Source organism: Dietzia sp. B32 (genome assembly GCF_024732245.1).
Lineage (GTDB): Bacteria > Actinomycetota > Actinomycetes > Mycobacteriales > Mycobacteriaceae > Dietzia.
In genome coordinates this window covers 2405264-2422430 of sequence record NZ_CP093845.1, presented here as the reverse complement: position 1 = coordinate 2422430, position 17167 = coordinate 2405264, and the positions used below count along the sequence as shown (strand labels likewise).

Genomic DNA, 17167 nt, shown 5'->3' with positions numbered 1-17167 from the left:
CGGAACAGATTTCGCCGATTTGGACACTTAGTGTCACCGGCATGACATCGACCACGCGCCCCCTCGTCGACTTCCGTCAGGTAGGCCGCTCCTTCGGATCCGTGGACGCCCTCGCTCCGTGTGATCTGAAGGCTGATCGGCGGGAGTTCATCTCGATCATCGGCCCGTCCGGCTGCGGGAAATCCACGCTCCTGCGACTCGCGTCAGGCCTCGACAAGCCCACCACCGGCTCGGTGGAGTTCTCCACGGACAGCGTGGGGTACGTGTTCCAGGACGCGACCCTCATGCCGTGGCGCACGGTGCGCGCCAACGTCGGTCTCATGGCCGAGCTCGCCGGCCAGCCCAAGGCCGCGGTCCGCGAGGCTGTGGATGAGGCGCTGGAGGTCGTCGGCCTGGCCGACTTCGGCGACCACCTGCCGCACCAGCTCTCCGGCGGTATGCGGATGCGCGCGAGCCTCGCCCGGTCGCTCGTCCTCCAGCCCGAGGTGTTCCTCTTCGACGAGCCGTTCGGCGCACTCGACGAGATCACCCGCGGCCGACTCAACCTCGTCCTGATGGACCTGTTCCTGCACGGCGGGTTCGCCGGACTGTTCGTGACGCACTCCGTTGAAGAGGCCGTCTTCCTCTCCACCCGGGTCGTGGTGATGTCGGCCCGGCCCGGTCGCATCGTCGGCGAATTCGAGATCCCGTTCGAGTACCCGCGCACCCTGGACCTCCGCTACACCCCGGAGTTCGCCGAGCTGGAGGGCCGGGTCGCTCAAGCCCTGGAGGACGCGTCATGACCGAGCACAGAGTGGCCATCCCTGAGAACACCGAAGTCGAGGATTCCGCGCCGTGGACCCCTGCGGACGCTGCGCCGCAGACCGGTGCGGCACCGAACCCGGAGCAGATCGCGACAGTGGAGACCGTTGCCCCGGTGTCCACCGCCGCGACAGAGGAGGCGTCAGGACGCGACACGCGGGTCCTGCCGAAACTCCGCTCCGCCGCCATCACCGCCTTTCCGCCGTTCATGCTGCTGGTTGCGATGCTCGCCGTCTGGTACGTCATCAGCTACCAGGTCCTCGACGCCGACCAGAAGTTCCTACTCCCGCCCCCGCACGAGGTCATCAGCAAGGGCTTCCTCGACCCGGAGGTCCGCGCGGACCAACTCAGCGCGCTCTGGGTCACCTCCAAGGCCGCACTGATCGGTCTGGCCGTGTCGATCGTGCTCGGACTCACACTGGCCATCGCCATGTCCCAGGCCCGGTGGGTCGAGCGCTCGGTCTACCCCTGGGCGGTCTTCCTGCAGACGGTGCCGATCCTCGCAATCGTCCCCGTGATCGGCTTCTGGTTCGGCTACGAGTTGTTCGCCCGGGTCGTGGTCTGCGTGATCATCAGCCTGTTCCCGCTCATCATCAACCCTCTGCAGGGACTGCTGAGCGCCGACCGGGGCCTGCACGACCTGTTCACGCTCGCCGGGTCGAGCCCGCTGACGCGCCTGCTCAAACTTCAGCTCCCGGCGGCGATGCCCGACGTGTTCGTCGGCCTGCAGTCCGCCGCCGGTCTGGCAGTCGTGGGAGCGGTCGTGGGTGACTTCTTCTTCGGCCGCGGCGCCACCGGACTCGGACTGCTCCTGCAGCGCTACAGCTCCCGCCTGGCCTCCGCCGAGATGCTCTCCACCGTCCTCGTCGCCTGCCTCCTGGGCCTGGTCGCCTTCTGGATCTTCGGGATCCTCGGCCGCCGGATCGCGGGCACGTGGTCCCCGGCCTGGGGCAAGCGATGAGCCACCCCACACATCCGTCCGATTCTTACCGTCCGACCACAGCACACCCGACCGCACGTCACACCACCGAAGGGATCACCTCATGAAGAAGACCGCGCTCCCCCGCTACCTGGCCCTCGGCACCGCGCTCATCACCGGCGCCGCCGCCCTCACCGCCTGCAGCTCCGGCGAGGAGACGGTCGTGTCCTCCGGCGAAGGCCCCCTGGCGGGGATCTGCCCCGAGACCGTGGTGATCCAGTCCGACTGGGAACCCGAGGCCGAGCACGGCGGCATCTACAGCCTCCTCGGAAGCGAGTACACGATCGACACGGACAACAAGTCCGTCTCGGGCCCGTTGGTCATCGACGGCGAGGACGCCGGCGTCAACGTGGAGATCCGCAACGGCGGCTCCTCGGTCGGCTACCAGTCGCCGCAGGCCCTGCAGTACCAGGACCGCGACATCCTCCTCGGCTACGGCCGAGTCTCCGAGTACCTGACCAGCCAGGCCGACACCCCCGTCACCGCGGTCCTGGCCTCGATGGAGATCAGCCCCTACGGCATCTACTGGGACCCGGCGACCTACCCGGACGTCAAGACCATCGAGGACCTCGGCAAGACCGACGCCACCATCTCCGTCGGCACGACCGGTGAGATGTGGATCGAGTACCTGGTCGGCAAGGGTGTCCTCAAGCGCGAGCAGCTCGACCTGAGCGACCAGAACAAGCCGGCCATGTTCGTCGCCGCCGGCGGCGAGCTGGCCGAGGCCGGCTTCATCACCGCGGAGCCGTTCATGTACGAGGTCGAGATCCCGGAGTGGGGCAAGCCGGTCGAGGGCCAGCTCATCCACGACACCGGGTACGAGGAGTACTTCCAGGCGCTCACCGTCCGCTCTGAGGACGTCACCGCCCAGGCCGAGTGCCTCTCCGCACTGGTGCCGATCATGCAGAAGGCGCAGAACAACTACATCACGGACCCGGAGGCCACCAACGACCTGATCGTCGAGCTGGTCAGCGAGTACGACACCGGCTGGGTCTACACCCTCGAGGGCGGCGAGTTCGCCCACGACACCGGCGTCGAGCTGGGCATCCTCGGTGACAGCGCCGAGGGCATCACCGGCCAGTTCGACCTCGACCGCGTCCAGAGCCTCATCGACATCGTCGACGAGTACGGCCCGGTCGACGTCTCCGGCATCACCCCGGAGGACCTCGTCACCAACCAGTTCCTCGACACCTCGATCAGCCTCGAGGGGACCGACAAGTGACCGGCACCCTGACGACGTCCCCCGCCGCCACGGTCATCGAGGTGACCGCGGACGCGGTCACGGTGGAGGTCGACGACGACGCCGCGGCGGAGGCCCTACTGCGGTCCTCCGCCCGGAAGATCCGCACGCCGTATGTGCTCGACCCGGAGCTGTGCCTCTACACCCCGCAGGCCAACGTCGCGAGCCTGGCGAACCCGCGGCTCGTCGAGTGGCACGCCGCGATCCGCGACGAGTGGACGCCGACCCCCGTCGAGGGGGCCCGGCGCCGGCTCGGGCTGCTGTTGCCGTGCACGAAGTACAAGCCGTACTTCACCAGCCGGGAGCACCGGGGCATCAACTCCGCGCTGCTGACCTCCGGCTGGAAGCCGCTGCGCCCCTTCGACGGCCCCGCCGAGCTCCTCGACCTGCTGGAGCCCGACGAGAGCCCGGACCTGTTCGCCAACTCCCCGCTCGTCCGCGACGGGGTGGTGCTGGACCGGTTCGTCCTCTCCGAGCCGATGGCGGTGGTCCCCTACGAGCTGACCATGGAGTTCCGCGGGAGCCAGTCCCCCGCGACCTCCTACGACGACCCGGGTCTGTTCGAGCGCCGGGCCAAGGAGCCGTGGGGTCCCGCCGAGCGTGAGGCCTACGTGGAGATGCACAACGCCATGGCGGACGCGATCGCCGCCGTCCTCGGACGGATCGGTCGGTACTACGACGTGATCGGCTCCTGGACCTCCCCGGGTCTGACCCACCGGAGTTTCCTGGCCGACGCCGCGTTCCGTGACGCCGACGGGCTGCCGCACTCCCGCGCGGGCGTCTCCGGCGACCTCCCCCTGCGGGGCGCGCTCGACACGCTGGGCCCCGACGCGGTGCGCATGCTGCCGCTCCGGGAGGACATCGACGCCTCCCGCGCGGAGCTCGCCGACCGTCTCGCCGCGGAGGGACGCTCGAGCGCCCCCGCCTCGGTGCGAGCGGTGTTCGCCCGGGGCGACGGCCACGACACCCCGCTGGGGTTGCCCGAGCTGACCGCCCGCCTCGCGGCGGCGATCGACGAGTGGGCCGAGGGATGAGGACGATCCTCGCACCCGGTTCGGGCACCCCGCTCGGGACCATCACCCCGGTCACCGTCGATGAGGTGACCGGGATCGTCGCCGCGGCCACGGCCGCGGCCGGCGACTGGGCGGCGGCCTCCCCCCGGCAGCGGTGCGACCTGCTCCTCGCCGCCGCCGAGGACCTCGCCGCGGAGGCCGACGCCCTGGCCGAGGCCCACTCCCGTGAGTCCGGCAAGATCCTCCCGCAGGCCCGGCACGAAGTCCGCGGGGCGATCGGACTCCTGCGCCGCAACGCCGAGATCGCGCTGTCCTCCGCCGGGGCGCTCGCACCCACCGGTGCGCTCCCCGGCGGGGAGCAGGACCTCACCTGGGTCGAGCGGGTCCCGCTCGGCGTGGTGGTGGCGGTGCTGCCCTTCAACTTCCCGATCGAGCTGGCGATCGAGAAGGCCGGGGCCGCCCTCGCCGCCGGCAACGTGGTGATCGTCAAGCTGCCGCCCCAGAACCCGCTCGCCACGAGCGCGGCCCTGGAGGTGCTCGAGCGGCGCCTGCCCGTCGGCGTGCTCCAGCAGGTGGACGCCGACACCCCCGCCTCGGCAGCGCTCTGCGCGGCCGAGGGGGTGCACGCCGTGTCCCTCACCGGATCGGTCGGGGCCGGCGTCGCCGTGGCCGAGGCCACCGCCGGTCAGCTGCGTCTGCTGCATCTGGAACTGGGGGGCAACGGGGCCGCGATCGTGCGGGCTGACGCCGACCTGGACCTGGTCGTCAGCGAGACCCTCCGCGGGCGGCTGCTCATGAACGGACAGGCCTGCGCGGCCACCAAGCGCGTCATCGCGCACCGGTCGGTCGCCGCGGAGCTCACCGAGCGGCTCACCGCCGCGTTCGGCGAGATCGAACCGGCCGATCCGTTGTCCGAGGGAGCCCGTCTCGGTCCCCTCATCGACGCCGGTGCCGCGGCCCGCGTCGAGCAGCAGGTCCAGCGGGTGATCGCCCAGGGCGGCACCCGGACCACCGGCAGGGCCCCGGACGGTGCCTGGTTCGCCCCCACCGTCCTGGCCGACGTGCCTGCGGAGGCGGCGGTGATGCACGACGACGAGATCTTCGGACCCGTCGTCCCCGTCAGCGTCGTCGACACCGACGAACAGGCCCTGGCCCTGGCCGGGGCCACCCGCCTGCGCCTCACCGCAGCGGTCTTCACCGCCGACCTGCAGGCGGCGTTGGCCATGGCACCCCGCCTCGACTTCGGCGGCATCGTGGTCAACGGCACCAACAACTACCGACCCCCCGTCGTGCCGTTCGGCGGGGTGGACCTGGCCGGAGCCGGCCGGGAGGGACCGGGATGGACCCTCGACGAACTCACCCGGACCCGATTCATCGCCCTGCGCGGGGTGAGACCAGCGGGTGTGGCGCCCGTGCCGCGTGGTCGTGACTGACCACACCGCACGCACACCCTCACAGTTCCCGGAGAAGAAGATGACCCTCACCACCACGCCCGCAGCCACCGGCTCGATGACCCACGACGAGGTCGAGCAGTTCCGCGACCGCTTTGTCGCCCGCCTGTCCCAGACTGTGCCCGGGCGCAAGGAGATCGTCGTGGCCGACGCCACGGGCTGCATCGTCACCACCGCCGACGGCACGAGCTACCTCGACATGACCTCGGGCATCGGCGTGGCCAACGTCGGCCACTGCCACCCCACGGTCACCGCCGCGATCGTCGAGCAGGCCACCCGGTACGCGCACGTCAACGTGTACGGCCGGTTCGTCGTGCCCGAACAGGTCGAGATCGTCGAGCGCCTGACCTCGGTGGCGGGTGAGGGCATCGACATGGCCTACCTCACCTCGTCGGGCGCCGAGTCCACCGAGTGCGCGCTCAAGCTCGCCCGCAAGTCCACCGGCCGGCCCAAGTTCGTCGCCTTCGAGCGCGCCTACCACGGCCGCACCCTGGGGGCGCTGTCCGTGAGCTGGCGTGAGGAGTGGCGCACGCCGTTCGAGCCACTCCTCGAGGAGGTCACGTTCGTCCCCTACGACGACCTGGAGGCCGCGGCCGCCGCGATCGACGACCGCACCGCCGCGGTGATCGTCGAACCGATCCAGGGCGAGGGCGGCATCCGTGTGCCGTCCGACGACTTCCTGCCCGGCCTGCGCGCACTCTGCGACGCGGCCGGCTCGCTCCTCATCGTGGACGAGGTGCAGGGCGGGATGGGCCGCTCCGGTCAGTGGTTCGCCCACCAGAACTGGGACGTGCGGCCCGACATCATCACCATGGCCAAGGCCCTCGGCGGCGGACTGCCGCTCGGCGCGGTCCTGGCGTCATCGGAGTTGTTCGAGACCTTCGTGAGCCCGCCGCTGTCCCACCTCACCACCATGGGCGGCAACCCGGTGGCGTGCGCCGCCGGCATCGCGGCGTTCGACGTGCTGGCGGACGGCGTCCTCGAGCACACCCGGGTCGCCGGCGACCACCTGCGCGACGGTCTCGGCGCCCTCCGCGAACGCTTCCCCGAGCTGCTCGTCGACGTCCGCGGGAAGGGTCTGTGGTGCGCCATCGAGCTCTCCCGCGACGCCCAGCCGATCGTCAACCGACTCCAGGACCTCGGCGTGCTCGTCGGGTCCGTGCTCAACCAGGCCGGGACCGTGCGGATCATGCCGCCGCTGGTCATCACGCTCGAGCAGATCGATGCCTTCCTCGAGTCGCTCGGCACCGTGCTCGGCGAGGTCGAGGGCGATGTCTGAGTCCCAGCCCGCCACCGAGTTCCTGGTCCGCGGCCGCCATGTCCTCACGATGGCCGGCCTGCCGCCGGTCTCCGAGCGCGTCCGCTCCCACCGGCCCCAGCTACACGGGGTCATCCCCGACGGTGCGGTCCATGTGCGGGACGGGGAAATCGAAGCCGTCGACAGCTTCGCCGCCCTACGGCACCGTCACCCCGGACTCCCCGTCCACGGCGACGGCACCGGGCTGGTGATCCCCGGCCTGGTCTCCACCCACACGCACCTGTCCGAGGCGCTGGCCACCGGGATGGGCTCGGAGCTGTCCCTGTTCGAGTGGGGCGCGGACATCGTGGGACCCCTCGGCCTCGCGCTGACCCGCGAGATCGCGGCCGAGGGCACCGCCCTGCGCTCGGTGGAGATGCTGCTCTCCGGCGTGACGACCGTGAACGACATGTTCTGCCACGGCAACGTGGGCTCCCGAGCGAGCCTCGGCGTCGTCGACGGCCTGGAGAGGTCCGGCATGCGCGCGGTGGTCTCCTACGGCGCCGAGGACGTCCCCATCGCCACCCTCACCGACCTCTCGTCGGACCGGATCCTCGAGGACATCCTCGCCGAACAGCTCGACCTCGCCGCGCGTGCGGCGACCGCGCCGCTCGTCACCTTCCGGTTCGGGGTGGGCACCATGCTCGGGCAGAGCGACGAGCTGCTCGCCGCCGGCGTCGACCTGTGCCGCGAGCACGGCTGGGCGGTCCACACCCACCTCGCCGAGGCGCGCGAGGAGATCACCTCGTCCCAGCACCGGTGGGGCCGGCGGACCATCGCCCACGCGGAGCACCTGGGCCTGTTCGAGCGTCCCCTCATCGCCGGCCACTGTGTGTGGGTGACCGAGTCCGACGTCGCGACGTTCGCCCGCGCGGGCGTCGCAGTGGCGCACAACCCGGTGGCCAACATGATCCTCGCGTCCGGCGTCTGCCCGGTCCCGCGGCTGCGGGCCGCCGGGGTCCCCGTGGGGATCGGGACCGACGGCGCGGCCTCCAACGACAGCCAGGACATGCTCCAGGCGGTCAAGTCCGCGGCGTTGCTGCAGAAGGTCCATCACCTCGACGCGTTGGTGATCGACGCGTTCGACGTCCTCACCATGGCGACGATCGAGGGGGCCCGCGCCCTCGGACTGGACGACCTCATCGGGTCGCTGGAGCCCGGCAAGCGGGCCGACATCGTCCTGCTCCAGGACACGGTCGACGTGTCGGTGCTCCACGACCCTGTCGCACAGCTGGTCTACGGCGCCTCGCCGCGGTCCGTCCGTGACGTGTGGGTGGACGGCCGGCAGGTCGTGGCCGACCACCGCTGCGTCACCGTCGACGAGGCCACCCAGATCGCCCGCTGCCGACCACTGATCGAGCAGATCGGCCGCGACTCCGGCTTCATCGACTCCGGGCTCTCCGTGATCGCATGAGGTCGGCACTCACATGACATCGGTGATCGCATGAGATCGGTCGCGGTGATCGGCGGTGGCCACAACGGGCTCGTCGCCGCGGTCCGCCTGGCCGAGCGCGGGTGCCGGGTCACGGTCCTCGAGCGCGGGGCCGAGACGGGCGGCTGCCTGTGGACCGAGCGTCACGCCTCGGGAGCGATCGTCGAGCGCGGCGCGTTCGAGCACGGCGGGATGCGGCGGGTGGTGACCGAACTCGGGCTGGATGTGGAGTATCGCGAGCACCCCGTGCTGGCCGGGTTCCTCTTCGGGGACGGCGAGCGGCGGATGTTCTACAGCGACCTCGACAGGACCGTGGCCGGCCTCGGCATGGACGGTCCCGCGTACCGGCGGCTCGCCGAGCGCGCCTCCGCCCTGTTCGGGTTGCTCGAGACGTTCGAGACCCCGCCCACGCTGACCTCGGTCGCCTCCGCCCTCGCCCCGCTCGCCGGCGGCGACGCCCTGTTCCGGACCATGATCGGCTCCGCCGAGGCCGCGCTCGACGACGCCCTGGTCGACCGGCACACCCGCGCCGCCCTCGTCCTGCAGGCCGCGCACGCCCAGGTCCCGGCGTGGGCGCCCGGCACAGGGATGCTCGCGCTGATGCTGCCCGGTGACCACGGGGAGAACGGGCTCCGACCCGCGGGCGGATCCGGCGCGCTCACCGCCTCCCTCATCCGGGCCCTGGAGTCCCGCGGGGGCCGGGTCCGCACCGGGGCCGAGGTCGTGCGCCTCGGCAGCGACGCGGGTGGTGGCGGGATGATCGCCCTCGCCGACGGAGAGACGCTGCACGCGGACGCCGTGATCAGCACGATCGGGATCCCCCGGACGGCCGTCGCGCTCACCGACCCCGCCCCGCGGCTGCGGTCGGTGGCGTCGTCCCTGCACAGCGGCCAGTTCAACGTGGGCGAGCTGACCATCTCCCTGGTCTACGAGAACGGGATCGACCTCGGGCTCGAGGATCGCGACGCGGTGCACTACCTCGTGGCCGACCCCGCCGACGTGCACCAGAGCTTCGCCGAGGTCAAAGCGGGACGGGCGCCCGAGTCCCCGTGGGCGATGATGGCGTCCGTCGAGGGCGGGGGTGTCTGGCTCAGCTCGATCGTGCCGCTGCGCACCACCTCGCCGTGGACCCCGGAACGCGAGCGGTCCGCCGCCCGGCGCGTCGTCGACCAGGCGTGCGAGGTGACCGGGATCGACCTCCGCCGGGGCCTGGTGGACATGGTCGTCTCCGGCCCCGCGACCTGGGCCGGACGTATCGGCGGGGACGGCAACCCCAGCCACATCGACAACACCCTCGACCAACTCCTCGGCTGGCGGGCACCCGGCCACGCCGACGGCCGCTCCGAACTGCCCTGGCTGTTCCTCGCCGGCGCCGGCCACCACCCCGGCGGTGGGCTGAGCGGCGCGTCGGGGATGACGGCCGCCGACGCGGTCCTCGACCCTCGGCGGCGCCGCGACTCCGTGGCCCACCGCGCCGGTCGCGAGCTGCACGGGCTCCTACAGGGGTTCGCCGCCTATCGGACCATGAGAAGAGGACGACCATGACCACGGCACTCGGCGCAATCGATCTGCTGACCGGCTACCAGGCCGCCGCCGCGCTCACCGCTGCGAGCCGGCTGGGGATCTTCGACCTCACCGCAGGCGTGCCCGCGACGGCCGGCCAGATCGCCACCGCGCTCGGCACCGATCCCGGGGGGACCCTGTCCCTGCTGGACTCCCTCGTCGGGCTCGGCCTGCTGGAGCGGATGGACTCGCGATACGCGGCCACCGCGCTCAGCGCCCGCCTGGGATCCGCCGGCGACCTGCGCCCGGTCGCCGAGAAGGAGGCGTTCTTCGCCCGCGCATGGCTCGACCTGGCAGACACCGTCCGCACCGGGCGACCCCGCATCGCCGCGTGGGAGGAGCGCCTGGTCACTGATCCCGACCAGTGCCGCGACTTCCTTCGCGCCCTGGTGGTGCTGGCCACCGAGACCGGCCCCGACCTCGCCGCGCTGGTCGAGCCCGGCGCGCGGGTCGTCGACCTGGGCGGCGGGCTCGGGTCCTACGCCGTCCCCCTGGCCCGGGCCGGTGCGGAGGTCCGCCTGATCGACCTGCCCGCGGTGGCCGAGTGGGCCGGCGAGGAGCTCGCAGCCGCGCCGGGGATCACCGTCGAGGCCGTGGACCTGACCGGTCCCGGCGCCCTCGCCGCGCTGGGACCCGGATCCGCCGACGTCGCCCTGGTCAGCCACCTGTTGCACGACTACGACGACATCGCCCTCCGGCTCCTGCGCCTGGCCCGTGAGGTCGTCCGCGAGGGCGGCACGGTGATCGTGTTCGAGCTCCCCGGTGACCCGGGAGAGGGTGATCTCGAGGCATTCGGGCCGATGTTCGACCTGATGATGCGGGTCGAGACCCCCGGCCGGGCGCGCCGGGTCGAGGAGCTGATCGACCTGCTCCTGGCCGCCGGGTTCTCCTCGGTCGAGCGGACGGGGCACCCGCTCCCCCACGCCGTGCTCCTCGCGCGCTGAGCACTCGCGGCGCGCCGACGTCCTGATCTGCCCCTGCCGCGCGACCGTTCCCCGGCACACCACGACTCGACAGACCACGAGGCCCGCCGGTCATCGCCGGCGGGCCTCGTCCTGTCTCGGTCAGCTCAGCAGGTCGGTCAGCTCAGCAGGTCGGTCAGCTGAGCAGGTCCGTCAGGACGCGGAAGGTGCGGTCCTGGTAGACGAGCGGGGCGTGTGACCGCCGCACGACGCTGTCGACCTGCACCGTCACCATCAGGTGGTCGCCGACCATCCCGCGGCCGTGGACCGAGCCCACGATGGCCCCCATCGCCTCGGTGACCACCGGGGCCGTGGGGATGGTCGGGTCGAGCTCGATGCCGGCGAACTTGTCCTCGGACTTGCCCGCGAACACCGACGCCAGCTCGCTCTGATGGTCGGCGAGCACGTTGATGGCCACCCGGTCCACCCGCTCGAAATGCTCGAAGCTCCGGGCGGACTCGGCCACGAAGAACCCGACGAGCGGCGGATCGACGGAGATGTTGACGAAGCTGCTCGCGGTGAAACCCACCGGCCCGTGCTCGGAGTACGCGGCGACGATCGTCACCGGTGCCGGGATGCGCGCGATCATCCGTCGCAGGTCACCGGCGTCCACCCGGTCCACCACGACCTGCGATCGGTCGTCGGTGTCGGTCGTGGTGACCGCCGCGCCGGATGTATGGCCCAGCGTGGCGGACGTGGGTCCCACGGTGTCGATCATGGGTTGAGCTCCCTTCCAGTTGGTGCAGCGCGTATATGTGCGGTGCGTGTACGTGCAGTGCGTGTACGTGCAGTGCGTGTACGTGCAGTGCGTGCAAGTGCAGTGCTCAGGTGTCAGTCACTGACCGGGTCTCCGTCCCCGAACGCAGTCTCGTGATCACGTCCCGGGCAGCCGCGACATCCTTCTCCGCCGTCTGCCGCGCGGGCTCGGCTCCGACGCCCCACTCGGACACGAGCTCGGTGAAGCGTCTGCGCAGCGAGGCCACGTCGAGATGGGGGAACCGTCTGTCGCGGTAGACGTGCCGGCCGGCGATCATCACGTCGGTCACGTCGCCTGCCCGCGCCGCGGACAGGACCTGGTGCGGCAGGTCGTGGGCCGGGGTGAAGGCGCTCGACGCCAGGTCCAGCGCGATGAGGTCGGCGGCGTGCCCGGGTTCGATCCGCCCGACGTCGCTCCACCCGCAGGCCGCGGCCCCTCCCGTCGTGGCCGCGTCGAGGACCTGCTCGATTCGCGGCCACCGGGCGGGATCCGCCTCCATCAGCCGCGGGAGCAGCAGGGTCAGGCGGGCGGCGTCCAGGACGTCCAGGGCGTCGGCCGAGTTGGCGCCGTCGGTGCCCACCGCCACCTGCAGTCCGGCCGCCCACGCCGAGGGCGTGTCGGCCAGGCCCGAGCCGAGGCGCAGGTTACTGCCCGGTACCGCGACCACCACCGCTCCCGCTTGTGCCAGCAGCGCCCGGTCCTCATCATCGAGCCAGATCGCGTGGGCGCCGGTGAACCTCTCGTCCAGCACCCCGGTCCGTGCGAGCTCGGCGGTGAGCGAATGACCGAACCGCTCCCTGCCGGCTCTCGCCTGGGGCCGCGACTCCGCCAGATGGACCTGCATCCGTAGCCCCAGCCCGTGCAACGACCGCACGAGCCCGGTGGTGCAGTGGGTCGGGATGGTCGGAGCGACGGCGGGAGTGATGAGTCCGAGACCGGCGGCGGGGTCGGCGACGGCGGCGGCGAACTCGGCGCACCGGTCGACGATCTCCGCCGCACCGAGTCCGGTCGCCGCGGGCACTCCACAGCACTCCCCGATCGCCGGTACCGCCTCGTACACGGTCCGGTCGGCCACCATCGGGGCGATGACCGTCCGCAGACCCACACGCTGGTAGCCGCGGGCCGTCGCCACCAGGGTCGCCACATCGGGGCCCCCGGCCTGGGCGGAGAGGTCGAAGGCACCGGTCGCGCCGGTCGCGATCATCTCGGTGGCGGCCAGGACCGCGCTCAGCTCGGCGAGCTCCGCGGACCGGGGTGCGGACATCCAGCCCCCGTGCAGCAACGACGCCTCGAGCGTCCAGTACCGGGCGGCACCGCGGGCGACCATCGCGTGCGAGTGGGTGTGGGCGTTGACCAGGCCCGGCAGGATCAGTCGCCCGTCCGCCTCCCAGGTCGCCACGCCCCGGCCGCCGAGACTCCCCGGTGCGGCCGTCGCGGCGATGCGGCCGTCGCGGATCAGCAGGTCGAGGGGCGTCGGCCGCCACTCGGGGCCGCTCATCACGAGCGCCCCGGTGATGAGCAGGTCACCCATGGGGATGCACCCGCGCCCAGTGCTCGGCCACCTCGGGCCGGGTCGTGATCCACACGTCGTCGTGGGCCAGGACGTGGTCGAGGAACCGGGCCACCCCGGCGGAGCGTGCCGGGTGACCGGACAGCCGCGGGTGGAGCGAGACGGTCATGAGCTGCCCGCCCTCGGCGTAGAGCACGTCGAAGGTGTCCCGTAGGTAGGTGACGGCGTCGTCGGAGGTGGACCACCAGCCCTTGGCGTACTTGTTGTCGTTCGCCGAGAAGGTGTGCGGCACCACCAGGTGCGGTCGACCGTCGACCCGGGTCCAATAGGGCAGGTCGTCGTCGTAGGCGTTGCTGTCATAGGACAACCCCGCCTCCACCAGCAGCCGGCGGGTCGCGAGCGACGGGCCGTAGCGGCAGTACCACCCGGTCGGGGCGCTGCCCCAGGTGCGCTCGAAGGAGGCCAGGGCCCGCACGATCTCCGCGCGCTCGGCGTCCTCGTCCATCAGGTAGGCCTTGGTGAAGCCGTAGCCGTGCCCGAGGAGGCCCCACCCGGCATCCCGCGCGGCCGCGGCGATCTCGGGCACCCGCTCGAACGCCAGGGCGCAGGCCGAGGCGGTGGCCGGGATCCCCCGCTCGGTGAGCAGGTGGTGGATCCGCCAGAAGCCGACCCTGCTGCCGTAGGCCATCATCGACTCGGCCGCCAGGTCGCGGCCTGGGACATCCGCCCCGGCATCCGCCGCGTCGGTGAGCGGGGACTCGCTGCGGGCTGCGCCGTCACCGACGGCGTACTCGGCCCCCTCCTCGCAGTTGACCACGATCGTCAGGGCCAGCCTGGCCCCGCCCGGCCACCGCGGGTCCGGCCGGTCGGGTCCGTAGCCGCGGAGATCGCGCGGTTCGGTCCCGGGATGACCGGATCCGGTCGAGCTCGAAGGGGTCGTCGTCGTCATCGCGTCTCCTCCTCGCGCGCGGCGAGCGCCCGCGCGGCCGCGACCAGTCGCTCGTCCCCGCCCGGGCGTCCCAGGAGCTGCACGCCCTGCGGAAGGCCGTCGACGGTGAGCCACGGCGCCGACAGCGCCGGGACGCCGAGCAGCGACGACGTGGCCGGCATCCGGCGGCACCCGGTCGACTCCAGGCCCCCGGGGGCGGGGTTCGTGGTGGACAGCGTGAGCAGCACGTCGACAGCGACGGTGGCCACCCGGTACGCCGTCACCAACGCCGCCCGGTGCTGCAGCGCGCGGACCAGGCGGGACGGGTCGGCATGGTCCACCATCTCGCGCAGGCGGGGATCGGGCTCACCCGCCGCGACGTACTCCGCCAGGACGGTGGCGCTCTCACCGGCGAAGATGTCGAAGCACGACAGTCCCGAGCCGTCCACCTGCTCGTCGAGGTCGCGCAGTCCGTCGGTGCGGACGAACGAGATCCCGTCGCCGTCGAGGCGCTGCACGAGCTCCTCGAGGGCGCGGAGGGTCTCCGGGCGGGGCAGATCACCGTCGTCGAGCCGGACCAGCCCGACCCGCAGTGTCCGAGGGGTCGCCTCCGGCCGCCAGTCGTCGGCGAGGACCGCCAGGACCTTCTCGAGCACGTCGAGGTCGGCGGCCACGAGGCCCAGATCGTCCAGGGTGTCGGAGAGCAGGTGCATCCCGGCGCGCGGGAGGCGCAGGTGGCTCGGCTTGTAGCCCCACGCCCCGCAGTAGGAGGCCGGGCGCAGGGTGGAGGCCTGGCTCTGGCTGGCCAGGGCGACCGGGACCAACCCGCCGCCGACCGCTGCTCCTGAGCCGGCGGAGCTGCCGCCGGGCGTGTGCGTGAGCCGGTGCGGGTTGCGGGTGACGGTGGTCGTACCGCAGGCGAAGGGCGTCGTGGTGGTCATACCCGCGATCACCGCGCCGGCGGCCTTGAGCCGGCGCACCGCCTCGGCGTCCGTGTCGGGGACCCGATCGGCGAACAGCGGGGAGCCGTAGGTGACGGGCATCCCAGCCACGTCGATGATCTCCTTGACCGCGACCGGCAGGCCGGCGAGGGGCCCGACCGGTACTGCGTCATCCACCGGCGGAGGCTCTGCGATGTGGGTGAACGCGCGCAGCTCGGCGTCCCGCTCGGCCAGGCTCACGGTGACGCTCATGACGGCACCTGCCCGGTGAACCAGTCGTAGATCTGCCCGGAGGTCACTGCTGCGGCCCCGGGGGTCCGGGTGATCGCGTCGACGATCCGCTCGATCTCGGCGATCCGGTGGGGCACGCCCATGATGTGCGGGTGCAGACCGATGGGCATGACCAGGGGGTTCTCGGCGGCCTCCACGGCGTGCACCGCCAGGCTCCGCTCGACGCGATCGGCGAGGGCACCGTCGGCCTGGAGTCCGACCTGATAGGTGGTCACGTCGTTGAGGGTCAGCGTGTAGGGCAGCCCGACGATCGGTCCCGCCTCCGTGCTGAGCCAGACCGGGCGGTCGTCGATCATCCAGTCGTGGTTGAACCCCAGCCCGGCCCGCGTCATGAGGGTCAGCGAGTCGTCGGTCTGGTTCATGCCAGGGCTCAACCAACCGCGAGGGGCGCCGAACCGTTCCGTGATCCGCGCGAGGGTCTCGGTGATCACGGGCTCCTCGGCGTCGTAGGACTGGATGGACTGCTGCCGGACCCCGTGGGCCACCACGTCCCAGCCGCGCTCGGCGATCAGGTCGGCGACCTGCGGGTAGTGGTCGATCACGTCCGCGTTGAGGGCCACGGTGACCGCGGTGCCGAGCGGTTCGAGTGCCCTGGCCATCCGCGGCAGCCCGACCCGGAGGCCGTAGAGCACCCACGAGTGGTTGGCGACGTCCGGGACCACCGTCAGCCCGTGCGGGGCGGGCAGGGCGGCCCGCGGCATCGGGCGGTCGAGGGTCCAGTGCTCGAGGTTGAGCACGACGTTGACCAGGAGCGACGCACCGTCGAGGGGGTCAAGGACGGGCGCCTGGGTGCTCAGGCGGAAGGGGGTCGGCGCTGCCCTCTCCGACCGGGTCGTTCTCTCGCTCACAGCACACCTCCCGCGGTCGCCAACAGCAGCTCGTCGTCGTCCGGTAGGCCCAGCAGGGACACTCCGAACGGCGCACCCCGGTCCTGCCCGACCGGCAGGGTGAGCTGCGGCGCACCGCAAAGCGAGGCCGGCACGATGAGAGCCAGGTTGCGGTCCCGGAAGGCCATGAGGTCGGCGTGCGTCGAGGTCCGCAGCGGCGCCACGTCGATGGTCGTGGGCAGCACGGCGATGGCACCGTCGAGGAGCTCGGCCAGGCGGGAGCGCAACTCCGCGCGTGCCTGCTCGGCCGCCGCCACTTCGCCGTCACCGGTCAGGCCGGCGGCGGCGATGCGCTCGGCGATCCCCTCGCCGAGGACCGGATTCTCCGTCTCCACCCACGCCCCGTTGCTCTCCCACAGCTGCCGGCTCATCAGCGGCCAGAAGATCTCGACCAGGGCCTCGCCCGCGGCCAGGCCTGCCTCCCTCAGGCCGAGGCCGAGCTGGTCCGCCCACGCCCGCGCGCATTCCCGGGTCCGCTCCGCGACGGCGGGCTCGGCGCGGTCGACCAGGTCAGTGAGCAGCACCAGGTCCGTGACCTCGCGGGGACCGGCAGCGGGCTCGGTGATGGGCGCGCTGGCGGGGACGGCGGCGGATCCGGGGGCGGGCACGGCAGCCGGCCCGATCAGGGTGTCGAACGCGTCCGCCACGCCGGACACGTCGGCGGCGAGGAGCCCCACGGTGTCGAAACCGGGGGCCATCGGTCGTACGCCCTCGAGGCTGATCCGCCCGTGGGTCGGCCGCAGCCCCACGAGCCCGCAGAAGGAGGCGGGTACGCGGATCGACCCGCCGGTGTCGGTGCCCAGACCCAGGTCGGCGTCGCCGGCGGCCACCGCGGACGCGGACCCGCTCGACGAGCCGCCCGGGACGCGATCAGGTGCAGCCGGGTTGGCCGGGGTCCCGTAGTGGGAGTTGACGCCGAACATGCCCATCGCGAGCTCGTCGGTCGCGACCTTCGCCACCACCTGCGCCCCGGCGGCGCGGAGCGCGGCCACGACTGCCGCGTCGCGGGTGGCGGGCGGGCCGGCGGCCAGCGTCGGGTTGCCGGCCCCCGTCACCATGTCCGCCACGTCGAACAGGTCCTTCACCGCGACCCGGACGCCCTCGAGAGTCGCCAT

At 72.3% G+C, this 17167-nt stretch carries 15 protein-coding genes; 9 read left to right on the top strand and 6 right to left on the bottom strand.

Annotated elements, in window-relative coordinates; all coding sequences use genetic code 11:
• Positions 1-41: 41 nt before the first annotated feature.
• The 9 genes from L8M95_RS11555 (at position 42) to L8M95_RS11515 (ending at position 10720) form a co-directional block, all read left to right on the top strand.
• Positions 42-782 carry an ABC transporter ATP-binding protein gene (locus L8M95_RS11555; RefSeq protein WP_260486284.1) on the top strand — a complete coding sequence of 247 codons (741 nt, stop codon included), beginning with the start codon at positions 42-44 and terminating at the stop codon, positions 780-782.
• The gene (locus L8M95_RS11550) at positions 779-1762 is read left to right on the top strand and encodes an ABC transporter permease (RefSeq protein ID WP_260486283.1); all 984 of its coding nucleotides are present in this window, start codon (positions 779-781) and stop codon (positions 1760-1762) included. The genes L8M95_RS11555 and L8M95_RS11550 overlap by 4 nt, the downstream gene beginning before the upstream one ends.
• An 82-nt stretch (positions 1763-1844) precedes the next feature.
• On the top strand, positions 1845-3002 hold the full coding sequence (locus L8M95_RS11545; RefSeq protein WP_260486282.1) for a hypothetical protein: 1158 nt from the start codon (positions 1845-1847) through the stop codon (positions 3000-3002).
• Positions 2999-4054: a hypothetical protein gene (locus tag L8M95_RS11540; RefSeq protein WP_260486281.1), complete on the top strand. Its 1056-nt coding sequence runs from the start codon at positions 2999-3001 to the stop codon at positions 4052-4054. The genes L8M95_RS11545 and L8M95_RS11540 overlap by 4 nt, the downstream gene beginning before the upstream one ends.
• A complete protein-coding gene (locus L8M95_RS11535; protein ID WP_260486280.1) occupies positions 4051-5466 on the top strand; it encodes an aldehyde dehydrogenase in 1416 nt (471 codons plus the stop codon). Before L8M95_RS11540 ends, L8M95_RS11535 begins: the two co-directional genes overlap by 4 nt.
• A 40-nt stretch (positions 5467-5506) precedes the next feature.
• Positions 5507-6763 carry an aspartate aminotransferase family protein gene (locus tag L8M95_RS11530; protein ID WP_260486279.1) on the top strand — a complete coding sequence of 419 codons (1257 nt, stop codon included), beginning with the start codon at positions 5507-5509 and terminating at the stop codon, positions 6761-6763.
• Complete coding sequence (locus L8M95_RS11525; protein WP_260486278.1) at positions 6756-8195, top strand: amidohydrolase; 1440 nt, start codon at positions 6756-6758, stop codon at positions 8193-8195. Before L8M95_RS11530 ends, L8M95_RS11525 begins: the two co-directional genes overlap by 8 nt.
• Positions 8196-8225: 30 nt before the next feature.
• The gene (locus L8M95_RS11520; RefSeq protein WP_260486276.1) at positions 8226-9758 is read left to right on the top strand and encodes an NAD(P)/FAD-dependent oxidoreductase; all 1533 of its coding nucleotides are present in this window, start codon (positions 8226-8228) and stop codon (positions 9756-9758) included.
• Positions 9755-10720 carry an acetylserotonin O-methyltransferase gene (locus tag L8M95_RS11515; RefSeq protein WP_260486275.1) on the top strand — a complete coding sequence of 322 codons (966 nt, stop codon included), beginning with the start codon at positions 9755-9757 and terminating at the stop codon, positions 10718-10720. Before L8M95_RS11520 ends, L8M95_RS11515 begins: the two co-directional genes overlap by 4 nt.
• Positions 10721-10874: 154 nt before the next feature.
• Here L8M95_RS11515 and L8M95_RS11510 read toward each other — a convergent pair whose 3' ends face one another.
• The 6 genes from L8M95_RS11510 to L8M95_RS11485 all read right to left on the bottom strand — a co-directional run bounded on the left by L8M95_RS11510 (position 10875) and on the right by L8M95_RS11485 (position 17167).
• Positions 10875-11456, bottom strand: coding sequence for a flavin reductase family protein (locus L8M95_RS11510; RefSeq protein ID WP_260486274.1), 582 nt, complete (start codon positions 11454-11456; stop codon positions 10875-10877).
• Between the two features lie 106 nt (positions 11457-11562).
• Positions 11563-13026, bottom strand: coding sequence for an amidohydrolase family protein (locus tag L8M95_RS11505; protein WP_260486273.1), 1464 nt, complete (start codon positions 13024-13026; stop codon positions 11563-11565).
• Positions 13019-13954 carry a chitin deacetylase gene (locus L8M95_RS11500; protein ID WP_260486272.1) on the bottom strand — a complete coding sequence of 312 codons (936 nt, stop codon included), beginning with the start codon at positions 13952-13954 and terminating at the stop codon, positions 13019-13021. Before L8M95_RS11500 ends, L8M95_RS11505 begins: the two co-directional genes overlap by 8 nt.
• Complete coding sequence (locus L8M95_RS11495; protein WP_260486271.1) at positions 13951-15126, bottom strand: amidase; 1176 nt, start codon at positions 15124-15126, stop codon at positions 13951-13953. The genes L8M95_RS11500 and L8M95_RS11495 overlap by 4 nt, the downstream gene beginning before the upstream one ends.
• Positions 15123-16013: a polysaccharide deacetylase family protein gene (locus L8M95_RS11490; RefSeq protein ID WP_260486270.1), complete on the bottom strand. Its 891-nt coding sequence runs from the start codon at positions 16011-16013 to the stop codon at positions 15123-15125. Before L8M95_RS11490 ends, L8M95_RS11495 begins: the two co-directional genes overlap by 4 nt.
• On the bottom strand, positions 16010-17167 hold the full coding sequence (locus tag L8M95_RS11485; protein ID WP_260486269.1) for an amidase family protein: 1158 nt from the start codon (positions 17165-17167) through the stop codon (positions 16010-16012). Before L8M95_RS11485 ends, L8M95_RS11490 begins: the two co-directional genes overlap by 4 nt.